Origin of the sequence: Cognaticolwellia aestuarii (assembly GCF_002000025.1) — a bacterium.
In the GTDB taxonomy this organism is placed as follows: Bacteria; Pseudomonadota; Gammaproteobacteria; order Enterobacterales; family Alteromonadaceae; genus Cognaticolwellia; species Cognaticolwellia aestuarii.
Genome location: NZ_MUZV01000001.1, coordinates 685,599 through 703,774, shown reverse-complemented (window position 1 = coordinate 703,774; position 18,176 = coordinate 685,599). Strand labels below are relative to the sequence as shown.

The 18,176-nt window shown below is 37.1% G+C and carries 15 protein-coding genes; 9 read left to right on the top strand and 6 right to left on the bottom strand.

The genetic code is table 11. The features are described 5' to 3' along the window. Positions 1 to 142 precede the first annotated feature (142 nt). From glyS to dnaA, 6 genes are all read right to left on the bottom strand, one after another. Positions 143 to 2,209: a glycine--tRNA ligase subunit beta gene (gene glyS, locus B0169_RS03170; RefSeq protein ID WP_077284475.1), complete on the bottom strand. Its 2,067-nt coding sequence runs from the start codon at positions 2,207 to 2,209 to the stop codon at positions 143 to 145. Further along, positions 2,209 to 3,144 (bottom strand): glycine--tRNA ligase subunit alpha, encoded by a 936-nt coding sequence (gene glyQ, locus B0169_RS03165; protein ID WP_077284474.1) that lies wholly within the window; start codon positions 3,142 to 3,144, stop codon positions 2,209 to 2,211. The genes glyS and glyQ overlap by 1 nt, the downstream gene beginning before the upstream one ends. 239 nt (positions 3,145 to 3,383) lie before the next feature. Next, positions 3,384 to 5,828, bottom strand: coding sequence for a DNA topoisomerase (ATP-hydrolyzing) subunit B (gene gyrB, locus B0169_RS03160; protein ID WP_077284473.1), 2,445 nt, complete (start codon positions 5,826 to 5,828; stop codon positions 3,384 to 3,386). Positions 5,829 to 5,838: 10 nt separating this feature from the next. Continuing rightward, positions 5,839 to 6,933, bottom strand: a complete 1,095-nt coding sequence (gene recF / locus B0169_RS03155) for a DNA replication/repair protein RecF (RefSeq protein ID WP_077284472.1) — start codon at positions 6,931 to 6,933, stop codon at positions 5,839 to 5,841. 10 nt (positions 6,934 to 6,943) lie between these two features. Then, positions 6,944 to 8,047, bottom strand: a complete 1,104-nt coding sequence (dnaN, locus tag B0169_RS03150) for a DNA polymerase III subunit beta (protein ID WP_077284471.1) — start codon at positions 8,045 to 8,047, stop codon at positions 6,944 to 6,946. Between the two features lie 28 nt (positions 8,048 to 8,075). After that, a complete protein-coding gene (gene dnaA, locus B0169_RS03145) occupies positions 8,076 to 9,437 on the bottom strand; it encodes a chromosomal replication initiator protein DnaA (protein WP_077284470.1) in 1,362 nt (453 codons plus the stop codon). Between the two features lie 479 nt (positions 9,438 to 9,916). Here dnaA and rpmH point away from each other — a divergent pair, with 479 nt between their 5' ends. The 9 genes from rpmH to B0169_RS03100 all read left to right on the top strand — a co-directional run bounded on the left by rpmH (position 9,917) and on the right by B0169_RS03100 (position 18,169). Continuing rightward, positions 9,917 to 10,051 carry a 50S ribosomal protein L34 gene (gene rpmH, locus B0169_RS03140; protein WP_033080930.1) on the top strand — a complete coding sequence of 45 codons (135 nt, stop codon included), beginning with the start codon at positions 9,917 to 9,919 and terminating at the stop codon, positions 10,049 to 10,051. A gap of 41 nt (positions 10,052 to 10,092) precedes the next feature. Beyond that, on the top strand, positions 10,093 to 10,449 hold the full coding sequence (gene rnpA, locus B0169_RS03135) for a ribonuclease P protein component (protein ID WP_077284469.1): 357 nt from the start codon (positions 10,093 to 10,095) through the stop codon (positions 10,447 to 10,449). Continuing rightward, positions 10,416 to 10,664 carry a membrane protein insertion efficiency factor YidD gene (gene yidD, locus B0169_RS03130; protein WP_077284468.1) on the top strand — a complete coding sequence of 83 codons (249 nt, stop codon included), beginning with the start codon at positions 10,416 to 10,418 and terminating at the stop codon, positions 10,662 to 10,664. The genes rnpA and yidD overlap by 34 nt, the downstream gene beginning before the upstream one ends. Before the next feature lie 6 nt (positions 10,665 to 10,670). Continuing rightward, positions 10,671 to 12,299 carry a membrane protein insertase YidC gene (gene yidC / locus B0169_RS03125; protein ID WP_077284467.1) on the top strand — a complete coding sequence of 543 codons (1,629 nt, stop codon included), beginning with the start codon at positions 10,671 to 10,673 and terminating at the stop codon, positions 12,297 to 12,299. Positions 12,300 to 12,490: 191 nt separating this feature from the next. Continuing rightward, positions 12,491 to 13,876 (top strand): tRNA uridine-5-carboxymethylaminomethyl(34) synthesis GTPase MnmE, encoded by a 1,386-nt coding sequence (mnmE, locus tag B0169_RS03120; RefSeq protein ID WP_077284466.1) that lies wholly within the window; start codon positions 12,491 to 12,493, stop codon positions 13,874 to 13,876. 50 nt (positions 13,877 to 13,926) lie between these two features. Beyond that, on the top strand, positions 13,927 to 14,370 hold the full coding sequence (gene mioC / locus B0169_RS03115; RefSeq protein ID WP_077284465.1) for an FMN-binding protein MioC: 444 nt from the start codon (positions 13,927 to 13,929) through the stop codon (positions 14,368 to 14,370). 411 nt (positions 14,371 to 14,781) lie between these two features. After that, a complete protein-coding gene (gene mnmG, locus B0169_RS03110) occupies positions 14,782 to 16,671 on the top strand; it encodes a tRNA uridine-5-carboxymethylaminomethyl(34) synthesis enzyme MnmG (protein WP_077284464.1) in 1,890 nt (629 codons plus the stop codon). Positions 16,672 to 16,701: 30 nt separating this feature from the next. Next, positions 16,702 to 17,328, top strand: coding sequence for a 16S rRNA (guanine(527)-N(7))-methyltransferase RsmG (gene rsmG, locus B0169_RS03105; RefSeq protein ID WP_077284463.1), 627 nt, complete (start codon positions 16,702 to 16,704; stop codon positions 17,326 to 17,328). Positions 17,329 to 17,368: 40 nt separating this feature from the next. Then, a complete protein-coding gene (locus tag B0169_RS03100) occupies positions 17,369 to 18,169 on the top strand; it encodes a ParA family protein (protein ID WP_077284462.1) in 801 nt (266 codons plus the stop codon). The last annotated feature ends 7 nt before the right edge of the window (positions 18,170 to 18,176 follow it).

Here is an 18,176-nt window from a genome sequence, read left to right as displayed (position 1 = left end):
CGGCGCTACATAACACCTCTTGCTATTATCCTGAAAATATCACAAAAAAAAAGGAATGCCTGAGCATTCCTTTTTGTCGTATTAAGCTAAAAAATAACCTTATATTATAAAATAGCTATAATAATACCGCTGTAACTGATCTTTATTGCAATAATGAAATATCCGCAATAGCAAAAAAACTATCACGAATTTCACTTAACAAGGTTAAACGGTTAGTTTTTACCGCTTCGTCATCAGCCATTACCATAACGTTATCGAAGAAGTTATCAATTGGTTGCTTTAATGTTGCAAGCTCAGCCAATGCATTCTGATAATCTTTAGCAGCCATCAATGGTACTACCTTCACCTTAACTTTAGCGAAGCTTTCAGCAAGCTCTTGTTCAGCAGCTTCAGATGCTAATTCTTCTTTAAATTCAGAATATAACTCACCTTTAAACTTCACTAAAATATTACCTACACGCTTGTTAGCTGCCGCCAATGTTGCTGATTCAGCTAACGTTTTAAAATGGGTAACAGCGTGAATACGCTTATCAAAATCTAGTGGCTTAGACGGTGCGTTGGCTAAAACAGCTTGAATAACATCAATCGCTATTTTTTGATCTTGATAATAGGCACGGTACCGGCCAGAGATAAAATCTAAAACTTGTTTTGCAACATCGTCATTCGATAATTTATCTTGATATAAATCGACACTTTTTGTGATTAATTCGGCAATATCAAGATTTAATTGTTTCTCAATAATTATTCGAATCAAACCAATTGCAGCACGACGAAGTGCAAATGGGTCTTTATCACCTTTTGGCGGTTGGTTAATACCAAATATTCCGACTAAAGAATCGATCTTGTCAGCGATTGCAACAGCACAGCCAATAGTTTGCTCTGGCAAAGAATCACCCGCATAACGTGGGCGGTATTGATCTTCTAATGCTTGGGCAACGTCAGCATGTTCACCATCATGTTGGGCATAGTATTTACCCATGGTGCCCTGAACTTGTGGAAATTCAAGTACCATATCTGACATTAGATCGGTTTTACTAAGCAAACCAGCACGGTAAGCTAGCGCTTTATCATCACCTGTTTTCTCTGCAACAAATTCGCTCAAGCTGGCAATGCGCTCTGACTTCGCCTTGACAGTACCAAGCTGCTTTTGGAATAAAACTGATTCTAAACTTGTTAATCTAGACTCAAGTGTTTGTTTTTTATCAGTTTTAAAGAAAAATTCAGCATCAGCCAACCGAGGACGAATAACTTTTTCGTTGCCTTTGATAACTTGGCTTGGATCTTTACTTGCAATATTTGAAACAAAAATAAACTTATTCAATAACTTACCTTCAGTATTTGTTACTGGAAAGTATTTCTGATGATCTTTCATTGAGTATATTAGTGGTTCAGCTGGAACATTAAGAAACTCTTCATCAAAGCTTCCGACTAACACAACAGGCCATTCAACTAATGAGGTTACTTCATCAAGTAACTCTTCATCTGGTAAAGCAATACCGTCTATTTCTTTCGCTGCATTATTAATTTGTTCTAAAATCGTTTTTTTACGTTCTTCATAATCAGCAACAACATACGCATCACGTAATATTGCTTCATAATTATCAGCATGATCAATGTGCACTAAACCTTCGTGATGAAAGCGATGACCAGTGACAACATTATTGGCACTTACGTTTAATGTTTCTCCGGCAATAATTTTTTCACCGTAGAGCATAGTCAATGTATGTACAGGACGAATGAATTGTGTTCTTCCTGATCCCCAACGCATAGGCTTTGGTACCGGTAATTTTGCTACCGCTTGATTAACCATGTCAGGTATTAACTGCTCAATATGTTTACCTTGCTCTACTGTTTTATGTAGTAACCATTCACCTTTATCGGTAACTAAACGCTCAGCTTCTGCAACAGTAATGCCATTTGATCGTGCCCAGCCTTCTGCGGCTTTACTTGCTTTACCTTCAGCATCAAATGCTACATTAACAGCTGGTCCACGTTTCTCAATTGCTTTATCTGCTTGGCTAGCAACTAAACCATTTACTTTAACCGCTAAGCGTCTAGGTGTCGCATACCAATGAATGTCAGTATACGAAAGCTTTGCTGTATCTAATTGTGCTTTAATTTGATCATGAAAAGTTACCGCTAATGTTTTTAACGATTTTGGGGGTAACTCTTCCGTACCCAATTCAATTAATAATGTTTCTGTTGTCATTATGATTGCCCCTCAACTGAAGTGCCTTTGGCATCATTATTTTTACAAAGCGGAAAGCCCAGTTCTTCACGTGTTGCATAATAAGCTTGTGCACATGCTTTAGATAAAGTTCTAACACGTAAAATATAACGTTGACGTTCTGTTACTGAAATTGCATGACGAGCATCCAGTAAATTAAAAGCATGAGAAGCCTTCATAACTTGTTCATAGGCAGGTAATGCTAAACCTTCTTCAATTAGCTTTTGACTCACGGCTTCGCATTGGTCAAAGGTTTTGAATAGATCGGCAACATCTGCGTGTTCAAAGTTATATGTGGATTGTTCTACTTCGTTTTGGTGGAATACATCACCATAAAGTACTTTACCCATTGGGCCATCAGTCCAAACTAAGTCATAAATACTATCTACATTTTGAATGTACATAGCTAAACGCTCAAGGCCGTAAGTAATTTCACCGGTAACTGGTGCACATTCAATACCACCTACTTGTTGGAAATAAGTGAATTGACTAACTTCCATACCATTTAACCAAATCTCCCAGCCAAGTCCCCAGGCACCTAAGGTTGGTGATTCCCAGTTATCTTCAACAAATCGAATGTCGTGTACTAGCGGATCTATCCCCATCTCTTTCAAAGAGTCCAAGTATAATTCTTGAATATTATCTGGTGATGGTTTCAACATTACTTGAAACTGATAGTAATGTTGTAAGCGATTGGGGTTTTCACCGTAGCGGCCGTCTGTAGGACGACGACATGGTTGAACATACGCACTACTCATCGGCTCAGGTCCAATAGAACGTAAAAAAGTCATTGGGTGGAATGTCCCAGCCCCTACTTCTAAATCTAATGGCTGAACTATTACACAGCCTTGACGTGACCAATAGTCTTGCAACTGCAATATTAGTCCTTGAAAGGTCTTTACATTAAACGTACTCATAACAATCCGATTCTATGGTTATATTGTGTCAAATAAGGCTAATTATACCGACTGTCAGTTTATTAGCCTAGTGTACTTGCCTAGATGTTTGAAATTTATTCCATTAGGTATACCCATAACATTCAAGACCTACATTTCAACTAAAGACTTCACCTTGAAATGGTTTGGATATATACAATGGCTACAAACAAAAATGCCCGATTTGATGATCGGGCATTTATATTTTAAATTTTAAAAAGCTAGACGTCTAAGTTAGCTACTTTAAGTGCATTTTCTTCTATAAAGTGACGACGTGGTTCTACATGGTCACCCATAAGTGTATTAAACAATTGATCAGCTGCGATAGCATCTTCAATAGTTACTTGTAGCATTCTACGTGATTCTGGGTCCATAGTGGTTTCCCATAATTGATCTGGATTCATTTCTCCAAGACCCTTATAACGTTGAATGTATTGACCACGTTTTGATTCAGCCATTAACCAATTCAGCGCCTCTTCAAACTCAGTGATAGGTTTAACCTTTTCACCACGTTTAACATAAGCTCCTTCGTCCATTAAACCATTGATAGCTTTGTTCAAGCTTTGTATTGCTGCAAACTCTTTCGAATCAATAAATTCATAATTACAATCATAAAGAGTATCAATACCATGCTTACGAACATTGAAGCTTGGGTAATAAACATTTCGTTCTTGGTCTTGTTTCACTTCAACAGTATAGATAGAACCGTTACCATCTTGGTCTTCTAACTGTTTAAGTAAATTGGCTGTCCATTTTTCAACTCTAGCTTTATTTTTGAAATCTTCGGTTTCAATAATTTCACCGTAAATCATTTTTTCTAAAATATCGGCAGGAATCAAACGAGAAACGCGTTTAATTGTTTCATGTGTTTTACGGAATTGTTTAACTAGCTGTTCTAAAGCTAAGCCAGATAATGCTGGCGCTGATTCATTAACATGTATTTCAGCATTTTCTAATGCAAGTGTAGTTAAGTACTCTGTCAAACCTTCATCATCTTTAATATAACGCTCTTGCTTACCTTTTTTCACTTTATAAAGTGGTGGTTGAGCAATATAAATATAACCACGTTCCATTATTTCAGGCATCTGACGATAAAAGAAAGTTAGTAATAGCGTTCTTATGTGAGAACCATCGACATCAGCATCGGTCATTATGATGATGCTATGATAACGCAATTTATCAGGGTTATATTCGTCACGACCAATACCACAGCCTAGTGCTGTAATTAGCGTTCCCACTTCTTGTGAAGATATCATTTTATCAAAACGCGCTTTTTCTACGTTCAGAATTTTACCTTTCAATGGTAGTATTGCCTGGTTTTTACGGTTACGTCCCTGCTTGGCTGAACCGCCAGCAGAGTCCCCTTCCACAATATAAAGTTCAGATAAGGCAGGATCTTTTTCCTGACAATCAGCTAACTTACCAGGTAAACCTGCAATATCTAACGCGCCTTTACGACGTGTCATTTCACGAGCTTTACGTGCAGCTTCACGAGCACGTGCAGCATCAACAATTTTCATAATAATGGTACGGGCAACGGCTGGCTTTTCTAATAAGTATTCGCCTAACTTCTCACCCATAGCTTGTTCTACTGCAGTTTTAACTTCTGAAGAGACAAGTTTATCTTTTGTTTGTGATGAAAACTTAGGATCTGGTACTTTTACAGAAATTACAGCAGTTAAGCCTTCACGAGCATCATCGCCTGAAGCATTAGTTTCTGTATTTCCACCTTTCTTGGTTTTGTTTAAACCTTCTTTAACCATATAACTATTCAAGGTTCTGGTTAATGCAGTCCGGAAACCACTTAAATGCGTTCCGCCATCTTTTTGTGGAATATTGTTTGTAAAACAATGGATGTTTTCTTGGAAGCCATCATTCCACTGCATTGCTACTTCTACAACAATGCCATCTTCACGCGCTAAATCGAAATAAAATATTTCCTCATTAACTGGTGTTTTATTGGTATTTAAATAATCGACAAATGCTTGAATACCACCATCAAAATGAAAGTGCTCTTCTTTACCTTCCTCACGCTCATCAATAAGACGAATTGAAACACCTGAGTTCAAAAATGATAATTCTCGAATTCTTTTCACTAATAAGTCAAAGTGAAATACTACATCTGAAAAGGTTTCTTCGCTCGGCCAAAATCTTACTTCTGTACCGGTTTTATCACTTTCGCCAACTACCTTTAGCGGCTCTTGTGGTATGCCAATGTGGTAGTGTTGCTCGAACAACTTACCATCACGTCGGATATTTAGCTTTAACTTACTACTTAAAGCGTTTACAACCGAAATACCTACACCATGTAAGCCACCTGATACTTTATATCCAGAGTCTTCACCACCAAACTTACCACCGGCATGAAGTACTGTCATAATAACTTCAGCAGCTGAAACACCTTCTTCAGGATGGAGCTCAGTTGGAATTCCTCGTCCATCATCTCTTACAGATACCGAACCGTCTGAGTGAATTTTAACAATAATATCACTACAGTGGCCTGCAAGAGCTTCATCAATTGAGTTATCCAACACCTCAAATACCATGTGATGTAGGCCTGTGCCATCATCGGTATCACCTATATACATCCCTGGTCTTTTGCGAACTGCATCTAAGCCTTTAAGTACCTTTATACTTGCCGAGTCATATTCATTTTCTATTGTCATAGCTTGTAGCCTACTCACTCATTACTGATAGTTTGCCATGTTTCACGTGAAACATTTTGTAGTTTTCTTCTTGTGGAACAAGTTGTTCCACTGCCGTTTTATCTATTGCGGTTATAATTACCTGACATTCAATTGCTGCTATTGCGTTGTTTAATAACGCCCTAGAATGAATATCGAGCTCTGCTCCCACATCATCAATTAATAAAATTGGTTTTACTCGGTTTACTCTTTCTATAAGTTTTGCTTGGGCAAAAGTTAAAGCGAGTAAAAACAACTTTTGTTGACCACGAGATAGTTGATTATCTAGTGATGTGCCATTCATTAAAAACCTTACGTCAAATTTTTGTGCACCAAATAAACTGTAGCCCAGGGCCAACTCTTTATCATGATACTGACCTAAAACATCTAATAATGTCTTCTTCGAATTCCATCCCTGCAAGTATTGAATGACTATATCATCAGATACTGAAGGTAACATTATTTTCAACCAAAAACTTAACTCATTGGTCAACTCATTGACATATTCTGCTCTATGACCAGCGATTTGTTCAGAGCTTTCAGCAAATATTTCTGTCCAATAATTTAATGTTGCCAAATCAGTTTTACTCCTTAAACAAGCATTACGTTGTTTAAGTATGCGAGAAAACTCTCGCCAATGATCTGCAAAGGAATGTTTCACGTGAAACAATCCTAAATCAATAAATCGTCTTCTTTGCTTAGGGCCACCAAAAAAAACAATAAAACTTTCAGGTGTAATAACTTGTACAGCAACATTTTTAGCGAGTGAAGAAAACTTAGTTTGTTTTTCTCCATCGATTCTGATTTCACTATTATTAGCGCTGCTGTTAAACCCTTTCCTGACACCAAGTTGGCAATCTTTATCTGTTCTTACACTAACAGTAAACGTACTTTTTTCATGCTGTAGTAGATTATCTACTTTAGTGCTACGAAAGGATTTCCCATGACCTAAGTAAAAAATGGCTTCCAGTACACTGCTTTTTCCACTTCCATTATCACCAATAATAAAATTAACATCGGAATGAAAATCGACGGTAACGCTTTCTATATTTCGAAAATCTTGAATGAATAATTTACCAATGCTCACTTATTAAAATCTACAAACGCATTGGCATAACAACATATAAAGCTTCACCAGACTCTCCACCTTCGATTACAACACTGCTATTTGCATCGGCTAAGGTAAATTTAACGTCGGTTTCTTTAATGGCATTAAGTACATCTAAAACATAACTAACATTAAAACCGATTTCGACTTCTTCATATGGAAAGTCTATGCCGATAATTTCTTCTGCTTGTTCTTGTTCAGGATTGTTAGCGGTAATTTTTAACTCTGTGTTACCAAAATTAAGTCGAACACCTTTGAACTTTTCATTAGATAAAATAGAAGCTCGAGATAAAACTTGTCTTAGCTCGTCTTTATTAGCGTTAAGAATTTTGTCACCATTACGTGGTAAAACTCGACGGTAATCAGGAAAACGGCCATCAACAAGTTTACTGGTAAACGAAAACTCATTATCAATAATACGGATATGGTTTGCACCTAAAAATACTTGCACAGCTTCATCAACTGGATCAAGCAAACGAATTATTTCCAATATCCCCTTGCGCGGAACAATAACTTGCCTAGCCGGTAACTCAAGTTCTTGATTAGAAATTTTACAAATAGCTAAGCGGTGGCCATCGGTAGCAACAGAACGTATTTCATGACCTTCTGTTTCTATCGACATGCCATTCAAATAATACCGAACATCTTGGTTAGCCATCGAAAAATGTGTGCTTTCAATTAAGCGTAATAATTCAGACTTTAACAGTTTAAATTCAACATCGCCTTGCCACTCTTCAATATTAGGAAAATCACTGGCTGGTAATGTTGAAAGCGAATACTTACTGCGGCCAGTACTAATTTTTATAACATCATTGATCGCTTCAAAAGTTAACATTGAATCATCAGGCAAACTTTTACAGATATCGAGCAATTTACGCGCAGGAATAGTAATTTTTCCGTCTTCAGCATGATTATCTACAGTCGCATATGCCACCATTTCTAGTTCTAAATCAGTGGCTGTTAAGGTAAGTGACTGCCCACTTACATCAAAAAGAATATTACCTAAAATAGGTAGTGTACTCTTTCGTTCTACAGCACCAGAAACCAATAATAAAGGTTTCAATAGTAATTCTCTATTCAATGAAAATTTCATTTCTGACTCGCTTTTAACTTACTTATTATTATGATGACAATGTTCTGGTTAAATTTGAATAATCTTCTTTTATATCGTGAGATTCTTCGCGTAATGCTTTCACTTTACGACACGCATGTAATACCGTTGTATGGTCTCGCCCACCAAAGGCATCACCAATTTCGGGTAAACTGTGGTTAGTCAACTCTTTAGATAATGCCATTGCAATTTGACGAGGTCTAGCAACTGAACGGTTTCTTCTTTTAGAAAGTAAATCCGCTACTTTGATTTTATAATATTCAGCTACGGTGCGCTGAATATTATCTATGGTGACTAATTTATCTTGTAACGCTAATAAATCACGTAATGCTTCGCGAACAAAATCAATGGTAATTGCCCGACCGGTGAAATTAGCATTCGCTATCACACGGTTTAAGGCGCCTTCTAATTCACGCACATTTGAACGCAGACGTTTAGCAATGAAAAAAGCAACTTCATCAGCTAAATTAATATGACTTTCTTGTGCTTTGCGTTTTAAAATTGCGACTCGAGTTTCTAGCTCTGGCGGTTCGATGGCAATAGTTAACCCCCAACCAAAACGAGATTTTAGACGATCTTCAACATCAACTTCTTTTGGATATCGATCACTCGTTAAAATTATTTGCTGATTACCTTCTAGTAACGCATTGAAAGTATGGAAGAACTCCTCTTGCGTACGATCTTTACCAGCAAAAAATTGAATATCATCTATCAGCAATGCATCAACAGAACGATAATATTGTTTAAACTTTTCCATAGCATTATTTTGTAATGCTCTTACCATATCTTGCACAAAACGCTCTGAGTGCATGTAAGCTATTTTTGCATTAGGTTTATTAAGCAAAATACCATTACCAACAGCATGTAATAAATGGGTTTTACCTAAACCAGTTCCCCCATAGATAAATAGAGGGTTATAAGCGGCCCCCGGATTATCTGCAACTTGTGATGCTGCGGCACGCGCTAACTGGTTTGATTTACCTTCAACAAAATTATCGAAAGTATACTTAACTCTAATATTAGTGGTTTTCGGTAAATTACTTTCAGGAGCGACAATTTCTTTATTTGAACTTTTTGTATTGGGTTGCAGTTGACTAATACTATTTTGAATATTACTTTTTTGTGCTGGAATACTACCGACGTCAAAACGTAATAAAGGTGGATTAGCAGTATCTTGCATACCAACAAGTTCATTTATGCGATTGACGTATTTATCTCTAACCCAATCCAAAACAAATCTATTTGGCGCATATAAAGTCATAATATTATCTGCAATCACACACTGAAGTGGACGAATCCACATACTAAACTGTTGTGCGGGTAACTCTTCTTGAAGAACAGACAAACATTTTTGCCAAAGTGTATGATCCAACAACCGACTCCTGATAAATACTATGCTTTACGTAATTACTTACCAATCAATAAAAAGAAAAAGTAAAATAGAATAGTAAAAAATTAATTTTTATAATTACCCTATTATCACTATAGTTATCCACAACATCAATATTGACTTTTCGATAAATGCGTTTAATTGACATTTTTTTTTACTAAGCTCAATTAAAACAGGCATCATACAAGTTTTTAATAGCAAAATAATGCTAAAAAGCTTTCGATATACCATTTGATTATTATAGAAAATGCAGCTTATTCTGACTGCGAAAATTTAAAATTGTTATAAAACTGTGGATATTTTTCCTGATCAGAACGATCCGTAAACGATCTTTTTAAAATAGCTAGATAATAACCATTGACAAAGTTTGCTTCTCTATATAGAATTTCGCCTCATTTTTAGACCCAGTGTGCTCATGAAGGCTGTTTTGCCAGGGCAACAACAACAGACGGATTAGCGTAATGAAAAGAACATTTCAACCTAGTGTATTAAAGCGTAAGCGCAACCATGGCTTCCGTGCTCGCATGGCTACAAAAAACGGTCGTGCTGTAATTGCACGTCGTCGTGCTAAAGGCCGCGCAAGCCTTAGTGCTTAATCTTTTAACTTGCAACTTAAGTTAAAGGAATAGTAGCCGCTATGGTTACTTATGAATTTAATCGGGAGTCACGTTTGTTGACTCCCGGTCAATTTCAAGCTGTATTCTCAAAACCTCTGCGTTTTGGTTCTAGCCACATTACAATTCTCGTCACACCAAATTCTGATAATAATAACCGTCTCGGTCTAGCCATTGCTAAAAAACGGGTTAAATTAGCTGTACAACGAAATCGTATTAAACGACAAATTCGAGAAAGCTTCCGTTTAAATCAACATAATCTCCCCCATATAGATATGGTTGTTATGGTAAAATCAGGCACTGACAAGCTCGAAAATAAAGAAATTAATCAGCAATTGGAAAAAATATGGCGAAAAATAATTCAGCGCCACAAAAAATAGCAATTACCTTAGTAAAAGCTTACCAGCGTTGGCTTAGCCCATTGCTTGGTCCCCATTGTAGATTTGATCCAACATGCTCTTTTTATGCTATAGAAGCAATAAATCGCTTTGGTGTGATAAAAGGTTGTTGGTTAGCAGGCAAACGTATACTAAAATGCCACCCACTTAATGCGGGAGGACATGATCCCGTGCCACTATCAAAAAAAGAGAAATAAGACATTATGGAATCCCAACGCAGTTTTCTTTTTATTGCGCTAATGGTTGTTACCTATTTGCTATTTAATCAATGGCAAATGGACAATGCTCCAGTTATTGAGCAGCCAGCAGTAACTCAACAAACAACTCCAAGCAATAATAACGGCGAATTTGTTCCTGAATCATCAGCAACAGCAACGTCAATTAGCAATGAAACAGCGCCAGTAAGTGCTAGCCTAATTTCAGTAAGCAATAATGTTTTCTCACTAAAGATTGACACTAGAGGTGGTGACATTGTTGAAGCCAAGTTACTCAAGTACGATACTGAGCAAGGCAATGGCATACCATTTACTATTTTGCGTAACGACCGTGATCGTTATATTGCGCAAAGTGGTTTAACCGGTGCACAAGGTTTAGACCGTGTAATTCCAGGACGCCCTATTTATCAAACATCAGCGACTTCATATCAAGCCAACACAAACGAACCACTAGTTATAGATTTAAACTATGTTGACGCTGCAGGGTTATCTGTTACTAAGCGCTTCACTTTCGGCTACGACAGTTATGCTGTAAATGTTGAGTACATTATTAAAAACAATGCGAGCAACCCAGCAAGTGTTCAAATGTATGCACAACTTAAACAAACAACGTTAATTGATACTGGCAGCGGTTTAATACCAACCTATAAAGGCGCAGCTTATTCAACAACCGAAGATGTTTATGAAAAGTATAGCTTTGACGATATTTCAGAAACTAACCTCAATGTTGCAACGCAAGGTGGCTGGGTTGCCATGTTGCAGCACTATTTTGTTTCTTCATGGGTTCCTGAAAAAACGGCTAATAATCAACTGTATACTAGTTATTCAAGTAATAAAGATGCTGTTATCGGCTTTAAAGCACCAGCAATAACTATTGAGCCAAACACTACAGCAACAACATCAGCAACCTTTTATGTTGGACCGAAAGATCAAGATGTACTTGAAAAAATAGAAGAGAACTTAGATCTAACCATAGATTACGGTTTCTTATTTATGATCAGTCAACCACTATTTTGGTTACTAATTAAAATCCAATCAATTGTTACTAACTGGGGTGTAGCTATCATTATTATCACCTTAATAGTTAAAGGTGGTATGTATCCGCTAACGAAAGCACAATATACTTCGATGGCTAAAATGCGGGCTTTACAGCCCAAAATGACGCAATTAAAAGAACGCTTTGGTGACGACAAACAAAAAATGTCACAAGCAATGATGGAACTTTATCGTAAAGAGAAAGTAAATCCAGCCGGTGGTTGCTTACCTTTAATAATCCAAATGCCAATCTTCTTAGCATTATATTGGGTATTTTTAGAAAGTGTTGAATTACGTCACGCACCATTTATGTTGTGGATACAAGATCTATCCGCACAAGACCCGTTCTACATTCTACCTATATTAATGGGTATCAGTATGTTCATTATGCAGAAAATGCAACCGATGACAGTACAAGATCCTATGCAACAAAAAATAATGCAATACATGCCAGTCATGTTTACCGTATTCTTTTTCTGGTTCCCTTCAGGATTAGTACTTTACTGGTTAGTGAGTAACATTATTTCAATTGTACAAATGAAAATAATATTCTCGGGCATCGAAAAAGCCAAAGCGAAGTAAAACTATTCTCATCTGTGAAAAAGGTAGCTTAGGCTACCTTTTTTATATCCAAAATTTAGTATTTTCTATTTCTTTAATCGCAAATCTCGTTTGTAAAAATAAAACAAAAGCTCAGTGTGCATTTCACGCAAGTAATTAACGGTTTATAATATCGCCAATTAAAAGAATTTACCGTTAACTGAGAACATGCCATGTCTAACCTTGCTTTTTCATCAAGCCAAAAAGAAACAATCGCAGCACAAGCCACAGCACCTGGTAGAGGTGGTGTAGGCATCATCAGAGTTTCAGGTCCTGAAGTAAAAAATGTCGCTCAGGCAATTTTAGGTAAAGTCCCCGAATTACGTAAAGCGGAATATTTAACATTCAAAGATAAAAATAGTCAGGCACTCGATCAAGGCATTGCCCTTTATTTTAAAGGTCCTAACTCTTTTACTGGTGAGGATGTTCTAGAGCTCCAAGGTCACGGTGGTCCAATAATATTAGATATGTTACTTAAAGAAATATTGGCATTACCTAAAATTCGTATGGCAGGCCCCGGCGAGTTTAGTGAGCAAGCTTTTCTCAACGATAAGCTCGATTTAACCCAAGCAGAAGCTATTGCTGATTTAATCAACTCAAGCTCTGAGCAAGCAGCTCGTTGTGCTTTACATTCTCTGCAAGGTGATTTTTCAAAACTGGTTCATCAAATGGTCAATGACACAATCCACTTGCGCATGTATGTTGAAGCAGCCATTGACTTTCCTGAAGAAGAGATAGACTTTCTTGCCGACGAAAAAGTTGTCAATAACCTTAAAGCTATTATCAAGCAAGTAGCTGAAGTTAAAAATAAGGCACAGCAAGGCAGTATTATTCGTGAAGGTATGCGAGTAGTTATTGCCGGTCGCCCTAATGCGGGTAAATCAAGTCTATTAAATGCATTAAGCGGTAAAGAAAGTGCAATAGTCACTGACATTGAAGGTACGACCCGTGATGTATTATCAGAACAAATTCATATTGATGGTATGCCATTACATATTATTGATACTGCAGGCTTGCGAGAAAGTGCTGACAAAGTTGAACAAATAGGCATCGAACGTGCTTGGCAAGAAATTAAACAAGCCGATCGAGTATTATTAATGATCGACTCTTCTCTAGATGAAAATATAGATCCGAAAACGGTGTGGCCAGATTTTTTTGATAAATTGCCCAGCAATATTGGCTTAACCGTTATACGAAATAAGGCTGACATCAGCCAAGCAAAAACTGGTTACAGTGAATTAAACTCCACGCCAACAGTAACTTTATCCGCTAAAACAGGCTCAGGCGTATCAGAGCTAACTGAGCACCTTAAACATATCATGGGTTACCAAGGTAGTACTGAAGGTGGCTTTATGGCGAGACGACGTCACTTAGTAGCACTTGAGCAAGCACATCAGCACTTAGAAATAGGATTAGAACAACTTGAATCTTATGTTGCTGGAGAAATACTGGCTGAAGAATTACGTTTCTGCCAACAAGAGCTCAATAAAATCACCGGTGAATTCACTAATGATGATCTCTTAAGCGAGATTTTTTCATCATTTTGTATCGGAAAATAGTCATAAAACCTTTCTCTATATCTAAAAATAACCACAAATAGGAACATAAAATGAGTTCATTTCAAATCATTGTTGGCAGTATGTTAGGTGGCTCAGAATACGTAGCAGAAGCCTGTGAAGAAACATTAACAGCTCTTGGACATCAGGTTGAAATACATTTACAGCCTGAATTTGAGCAAATTTTAATCGAAAATCAAAATTGGTTAATTTGTACATCAACACATGGTGCTGGTGATTACCCTGACAATATTCAAGCATTTGTTTCCGATCTTGAAAAAAGCGATCAAGATCTATCCTCAATCAAATTTCTCACGATCGGTATAGGTGATTCAAGCTATGATACTTTTTGCTATGCGGCAAAAAAAATAAATACATTATTAAATTCAAAAGGTTGCACTGAACTCTTGCCCTTAACTACCTTAGATATGAGCCAAGAAATAGATCCAGAAGAATGTGCCCAACTCTGGTTAAATGAAAATAAAGATCATTTATAACCTACTTACCCATAAGTTACTCACATTACATCAGGTAAAAAACATGAAATGTGGATAACTATAAGGAAAAGCTATTAATTAACTATTATTATTCAGTGTGTATAAATTAACTTTAATTTACTTGTGGATAACTAGCTATTTTGATCAAAGCTTATAAGTGAGTTGATCAATGTTTGATCACAAGGCTACGCCATAGTTAATAAACTGTTTTATATCAATAAAAGTGACTTATCAACAGAGAAACAGGATCCTAATAAGTAATAATAATAAGATCTTTAAATAGATCTTTATATATTATTTAAGGATCAAGCTAAGATCTTTTCCTTAATTTGATCATTCCCCTGAGACAAAAAAAGCGCTAAAATATCGCTCTTAAATTTCAAATACAAAATAACCTAAGGTCAATAATTTATGTGGTATCAAGAGTCTTATGACGTAATCGTTGTTGGAGGTGGTCATGCAGGTACAGAGGCTTCACTTGCAGCAGCACGCATGGGCTGTAAAACATTATTGTTGACCCATAACATCGATACACTTGGTCAAATGTCATGTAACCCAGCCATTGGTGGCATTGGTAAAGGTCATCTGGTTAAAGAAATTGATGCGCTTGGTGGTTTAATGGCAACAGCAGCAGATCATGCTGCGATACAATTTAGAACTTTAAATGCCAGTAAAGGTCCCGCAGTACGTGCAACTCGTGTGCAAGCGGATCGAAACTTGTATCGTAATTTCGTACGAAATTATTTAGAAAACCAAGAAAACTTAACTATTTTCCAACAACCTTGTGATGATCTTATCTTAGAAAACGATAAGATCGTTGGTGTTTCAACGCAAATGGGCTTGAAATTTAAAGCTAAAAGCGTTGTTTTAACTGTTGGTACATTTCTCGCTGGCCAAATTCATATAGGTTTAAATAATTACCAAGGTGGACGAGCTGGTGATCCTGCGAGTGTGAACCTAGCTGCACGTCTGCGCGATATGCCATTTCGTATTGATCGTTTAAAAACAGGAACACCTCCGCGTTTAGATGCGAGATCTCTTGATTTTTCAGTGATGGCTGAACAACCTGGTGATGATCCTCGACCGGTGTTTTCTTACATGGGCACTAGCAATGATCATCCAGCACAAGTTTCTTGTTATATTACTCACACTAACAAAAAAACTCATGAAATTATTCAATCAGGTTTAAGTAGATCACCAATGTACACGGGTGTTATTGAAGGTGTAGGTCCACGCTACTGCCCGTCAATTGAAGATAAAATTCATCGTTTTGCTGATAAAGACAGTCATCAAATATTTGTTGAGCCAGAAGGACTAAATACTCATGAAATTTATCCTAATGGCATTTCAACAAGCTTGCCATTTGATGTTCAAATGGATCTTGTTAGATCTATCAAAGGGTTTGAAAATGCTCACATCACTCGACCAGGTTATGCGATAGAGTATGACTTTTTTGATCCTAGAGATTTAAAACAAACCTTAGAAAGTAAGTTTATTGAAAATTTATATTTTGCCGGGCAAATTAACGGTACTACGGGTTATGAAGAAGCAGGTGCACAAGGTTTAATTGCTGCAACTAACGCTGCTGCAAGAGTCCAAGGTAAGGAAGAGCTTGTACTAACCCGAGATCAAGCTTACATGGGCGTACTGATAGATGATCTAGCAACTTTAGGGACTAAAGAACCTTACCGTATGTTTACCTCTCGTGCAGAATACCGCTTATTATTACGTGAAGATAATGCTGATATCCGTTTAACTGAAAAAGGCCGATCTTTAGGTTTAGTTGATGATCTGCGTTGGCAACGATTTAATGAAAAAATGGAAAATGTTGAAACTGAGCGTCAACGTTTACGATCTACTTGGTTACAAAAGGATCATCCTAGCGTTAGTCAAGTAAATGAATTACTGAAAACACCACTAAGCCGTGAAAATAATTTGGAAGATCTGGTTCGACGACCTGAAGTTAGCTATGAAGATCTTGTTAATATTGAAGGTTTAGGGCCAAAGTTAGCTGATAAACAAGCTGCAGAACAAGTTGAGATCCAAATTAAATATGCTGGATATATTGACCGACAGTTAGATGAAATAGCTAAAAAGAAACGCCATGAAAATACTTTAATACCATTAGATTTTGATTTTACCCAAATATCAGGTTTATCAAATGAGGTTGTTGCTAAGCTTTCAGACACTCGCCCTGAAACTATTGGTAAAGCATCGCGTATTTCTGGTATTACTCCAGCCGCAATTTCGTTATTATTGGTTTATCTGAAAAAACATGGCTTATTACGCAAAATTGCATAATAAATCAGCATAAGTGAAAGACTCAACCTAATGACATTATCCGAACAGCTTATTGCGCTGATTAAAGAAACCTCACTTGAGGTTTCTCCAGAGCAAATATCGTTACTTATTCAATATGTTGAACTATTAAATAAATGGAATAAAGCCTACAATCTTACTTCTATACGTAATCCAAAAGATATGATCGTAAAACATATTATGGATAGTTTAATGGTTGGCCCCTTGCTTAAAGGTCAATCATTTATAGATGTAGGTACTGGGCCAGGACTACCAGGGATCCCGCTGGCTATTTTATACCCCGAGCGTAGTTTTGTATTACTTGATAGCTTAGGTAAAAGGATCACTTTTTTAAGACAAGTTGTTTTTCAATTAAAATTGACTAATGTTACGCCGGTAAAATCACGTGTTGAGCAGTATCACCCAGAACAACCGTTTGACGGTGTGCTTAGTCGAGCTTTTTCATCATTAATTGATATGGTAACTTGGTGTGAACATTTAGTGAGCGCAGAGCAAGGGCGATTTTTAGCCTTAAAGGGACTTTATCCTGAAGACGAGCTTTCTGCATTACCAAGCAATATTTCACTAACCAATAGCTATACTATTGTTGTTCCTCAATTAGAGGGCGAACGCCATTTGATTGAATTAGCTAAATCATAAATAATAATAAACTTTTGCTGAGAAAGTAATTGAGGCTCCTGTGGGAAAAATAATAGCGGTTGCAAACCAAAAAGGCGGTGTCGGCAAAACGACAACCTCTGTCAATCTTGCTGCTTCTCTTGCAGCAACTAAACGTAAAGTTTTATTAATCGATCTTGATCCTCAAGGTAACGCTACTATGGGTAGCGGTATTGATAAATATGAAGTACCTGCAACTTGTTTTGAGTTGTTGATTGAAGAGAGCCCTTTTGAAGATGTCGTTTGTAAAGATACAGCGGGTGTATATGATCTTATTGCTGCTAATAGCGACGTAACTGCCGCCGAAATTAAGCTAATGGAAGTTTATTCGCGTGAGCATCGTTTAAAGAATGCTTTGGCGAAAGTAAGAAGTAACTACGATTTTATAATTATAGACTGTCCACCATCATTAAATATGTTGACTGTTAATGCCATGACTGCCGCAGACTCTGTGCTAGTACCTATGCAATGTGAATATTATGCACTGGAAGGTTTAACGGCGTTAATGGATACCATTTCACAATTAACATCAGTAGTGAATGATAAGCTTCATATTGAAGGTATTTTACGTACCATGTACGATCCTCGTAACCGTTTAGCAAACGACGTTTCAGAACAATTAAAACGCCACTTTGGTGATAAGGTTTATCGTACGGTTATCCCCCGTAATGTCCGTTTAGCTGAAGCACCTAGCTTTGGTGCTCCAGTAATGTACTACGACAAATCTTCTACAGGGGCAAAAGCTTATCTTGCCTTAGCCGGTGAAATATTACGCCGAGCAGAACAAAAAAAACAACCTACTCCGCCAGAAGCTGCAGAGTAAGCAAGGA

Excerpts from the sequence above, each read along its gene's own strand:
- rsmG (WP_077284463.1), top strand. The coding sequence starts at position 16,702 with ATGACATTATCCGAACAGCTTATTGCGCTGATTAAAGAAACCTCACTT.
- gyrB (WP_077284473.1), bottom strand. The coding sequence starts at position 5,828 with ATGACAATAGAAAATGAATATGACTCGGCAAGTATAAAGGTACTTAAA.
- rnpA (WP_077284469.1), top strand. The coding sequence starts at position 10,093 with ATGGTTACTTATGAATTTAATCGGGAGTCACGTTTGTTGACTCCCGGT.
- mioC (WP_077284465.1), top strand. The coding sequence starts at position 13,927 with ATGAGTTCATTTCAAATCATTGTTGGCAGTATGTTAGGTGGCTCAGAA.
- mnmE (WP_077284466.1), top strand. The coding sequence starts at position 12,491 with ATGTCTAACCTTGCTTTTTCATCAAGCCAAAAAGAAACAATCGCAGCA.
- yidC (WP_077284467.1), top strand. The coding sequence starts at position 10,671 with ATGGAATCCCAACGCAGTTTTCTTTTTATTGCGCTAATGGTTGTTACC.
- mnmG (WP_077284464.1), top strand. The coding sequence starts at position 14,782 with ATGTGGTATCAAGAGTCTTATGACGTAATCGTTGTTGGAGGTGGTCAT.
- rpmH (WP_033080930.1), top strand. The coding sequence starts at position 9,917 with ATGAAAAGAACATTTCAACCTAGTGTATTAAAGCGTAAGCGCAACCAT.
- glyQ (WP_077284474.1), bottom strand. The coding sequence starts at position 3,144 with ATGAGTACGTTTAATGTAAAGACCTTTCAAGGACTAATATTGCAGTTG.
- glyS (WP_077284475.1), bottom strand. The coding sequence starts at position 2,209 with ATGACAACAGAAACATTATTAATTGAATTGGGTACGGAAGAGTTACCC.
- yidD (WP_077284468.1), top strand. The coding sequence starts at position 10,416 with ATGGCGAAAAATAATTCAGCGCCACAAAAAATAGCAATTACCTTAGTA.
- dnaN (WP_077284471.1), bottom strand. The coding sequence starts at position 8,047 with ATGAAATTTTCATTGAATAGAGAATTACTATTGAAACCTTTATTATTG.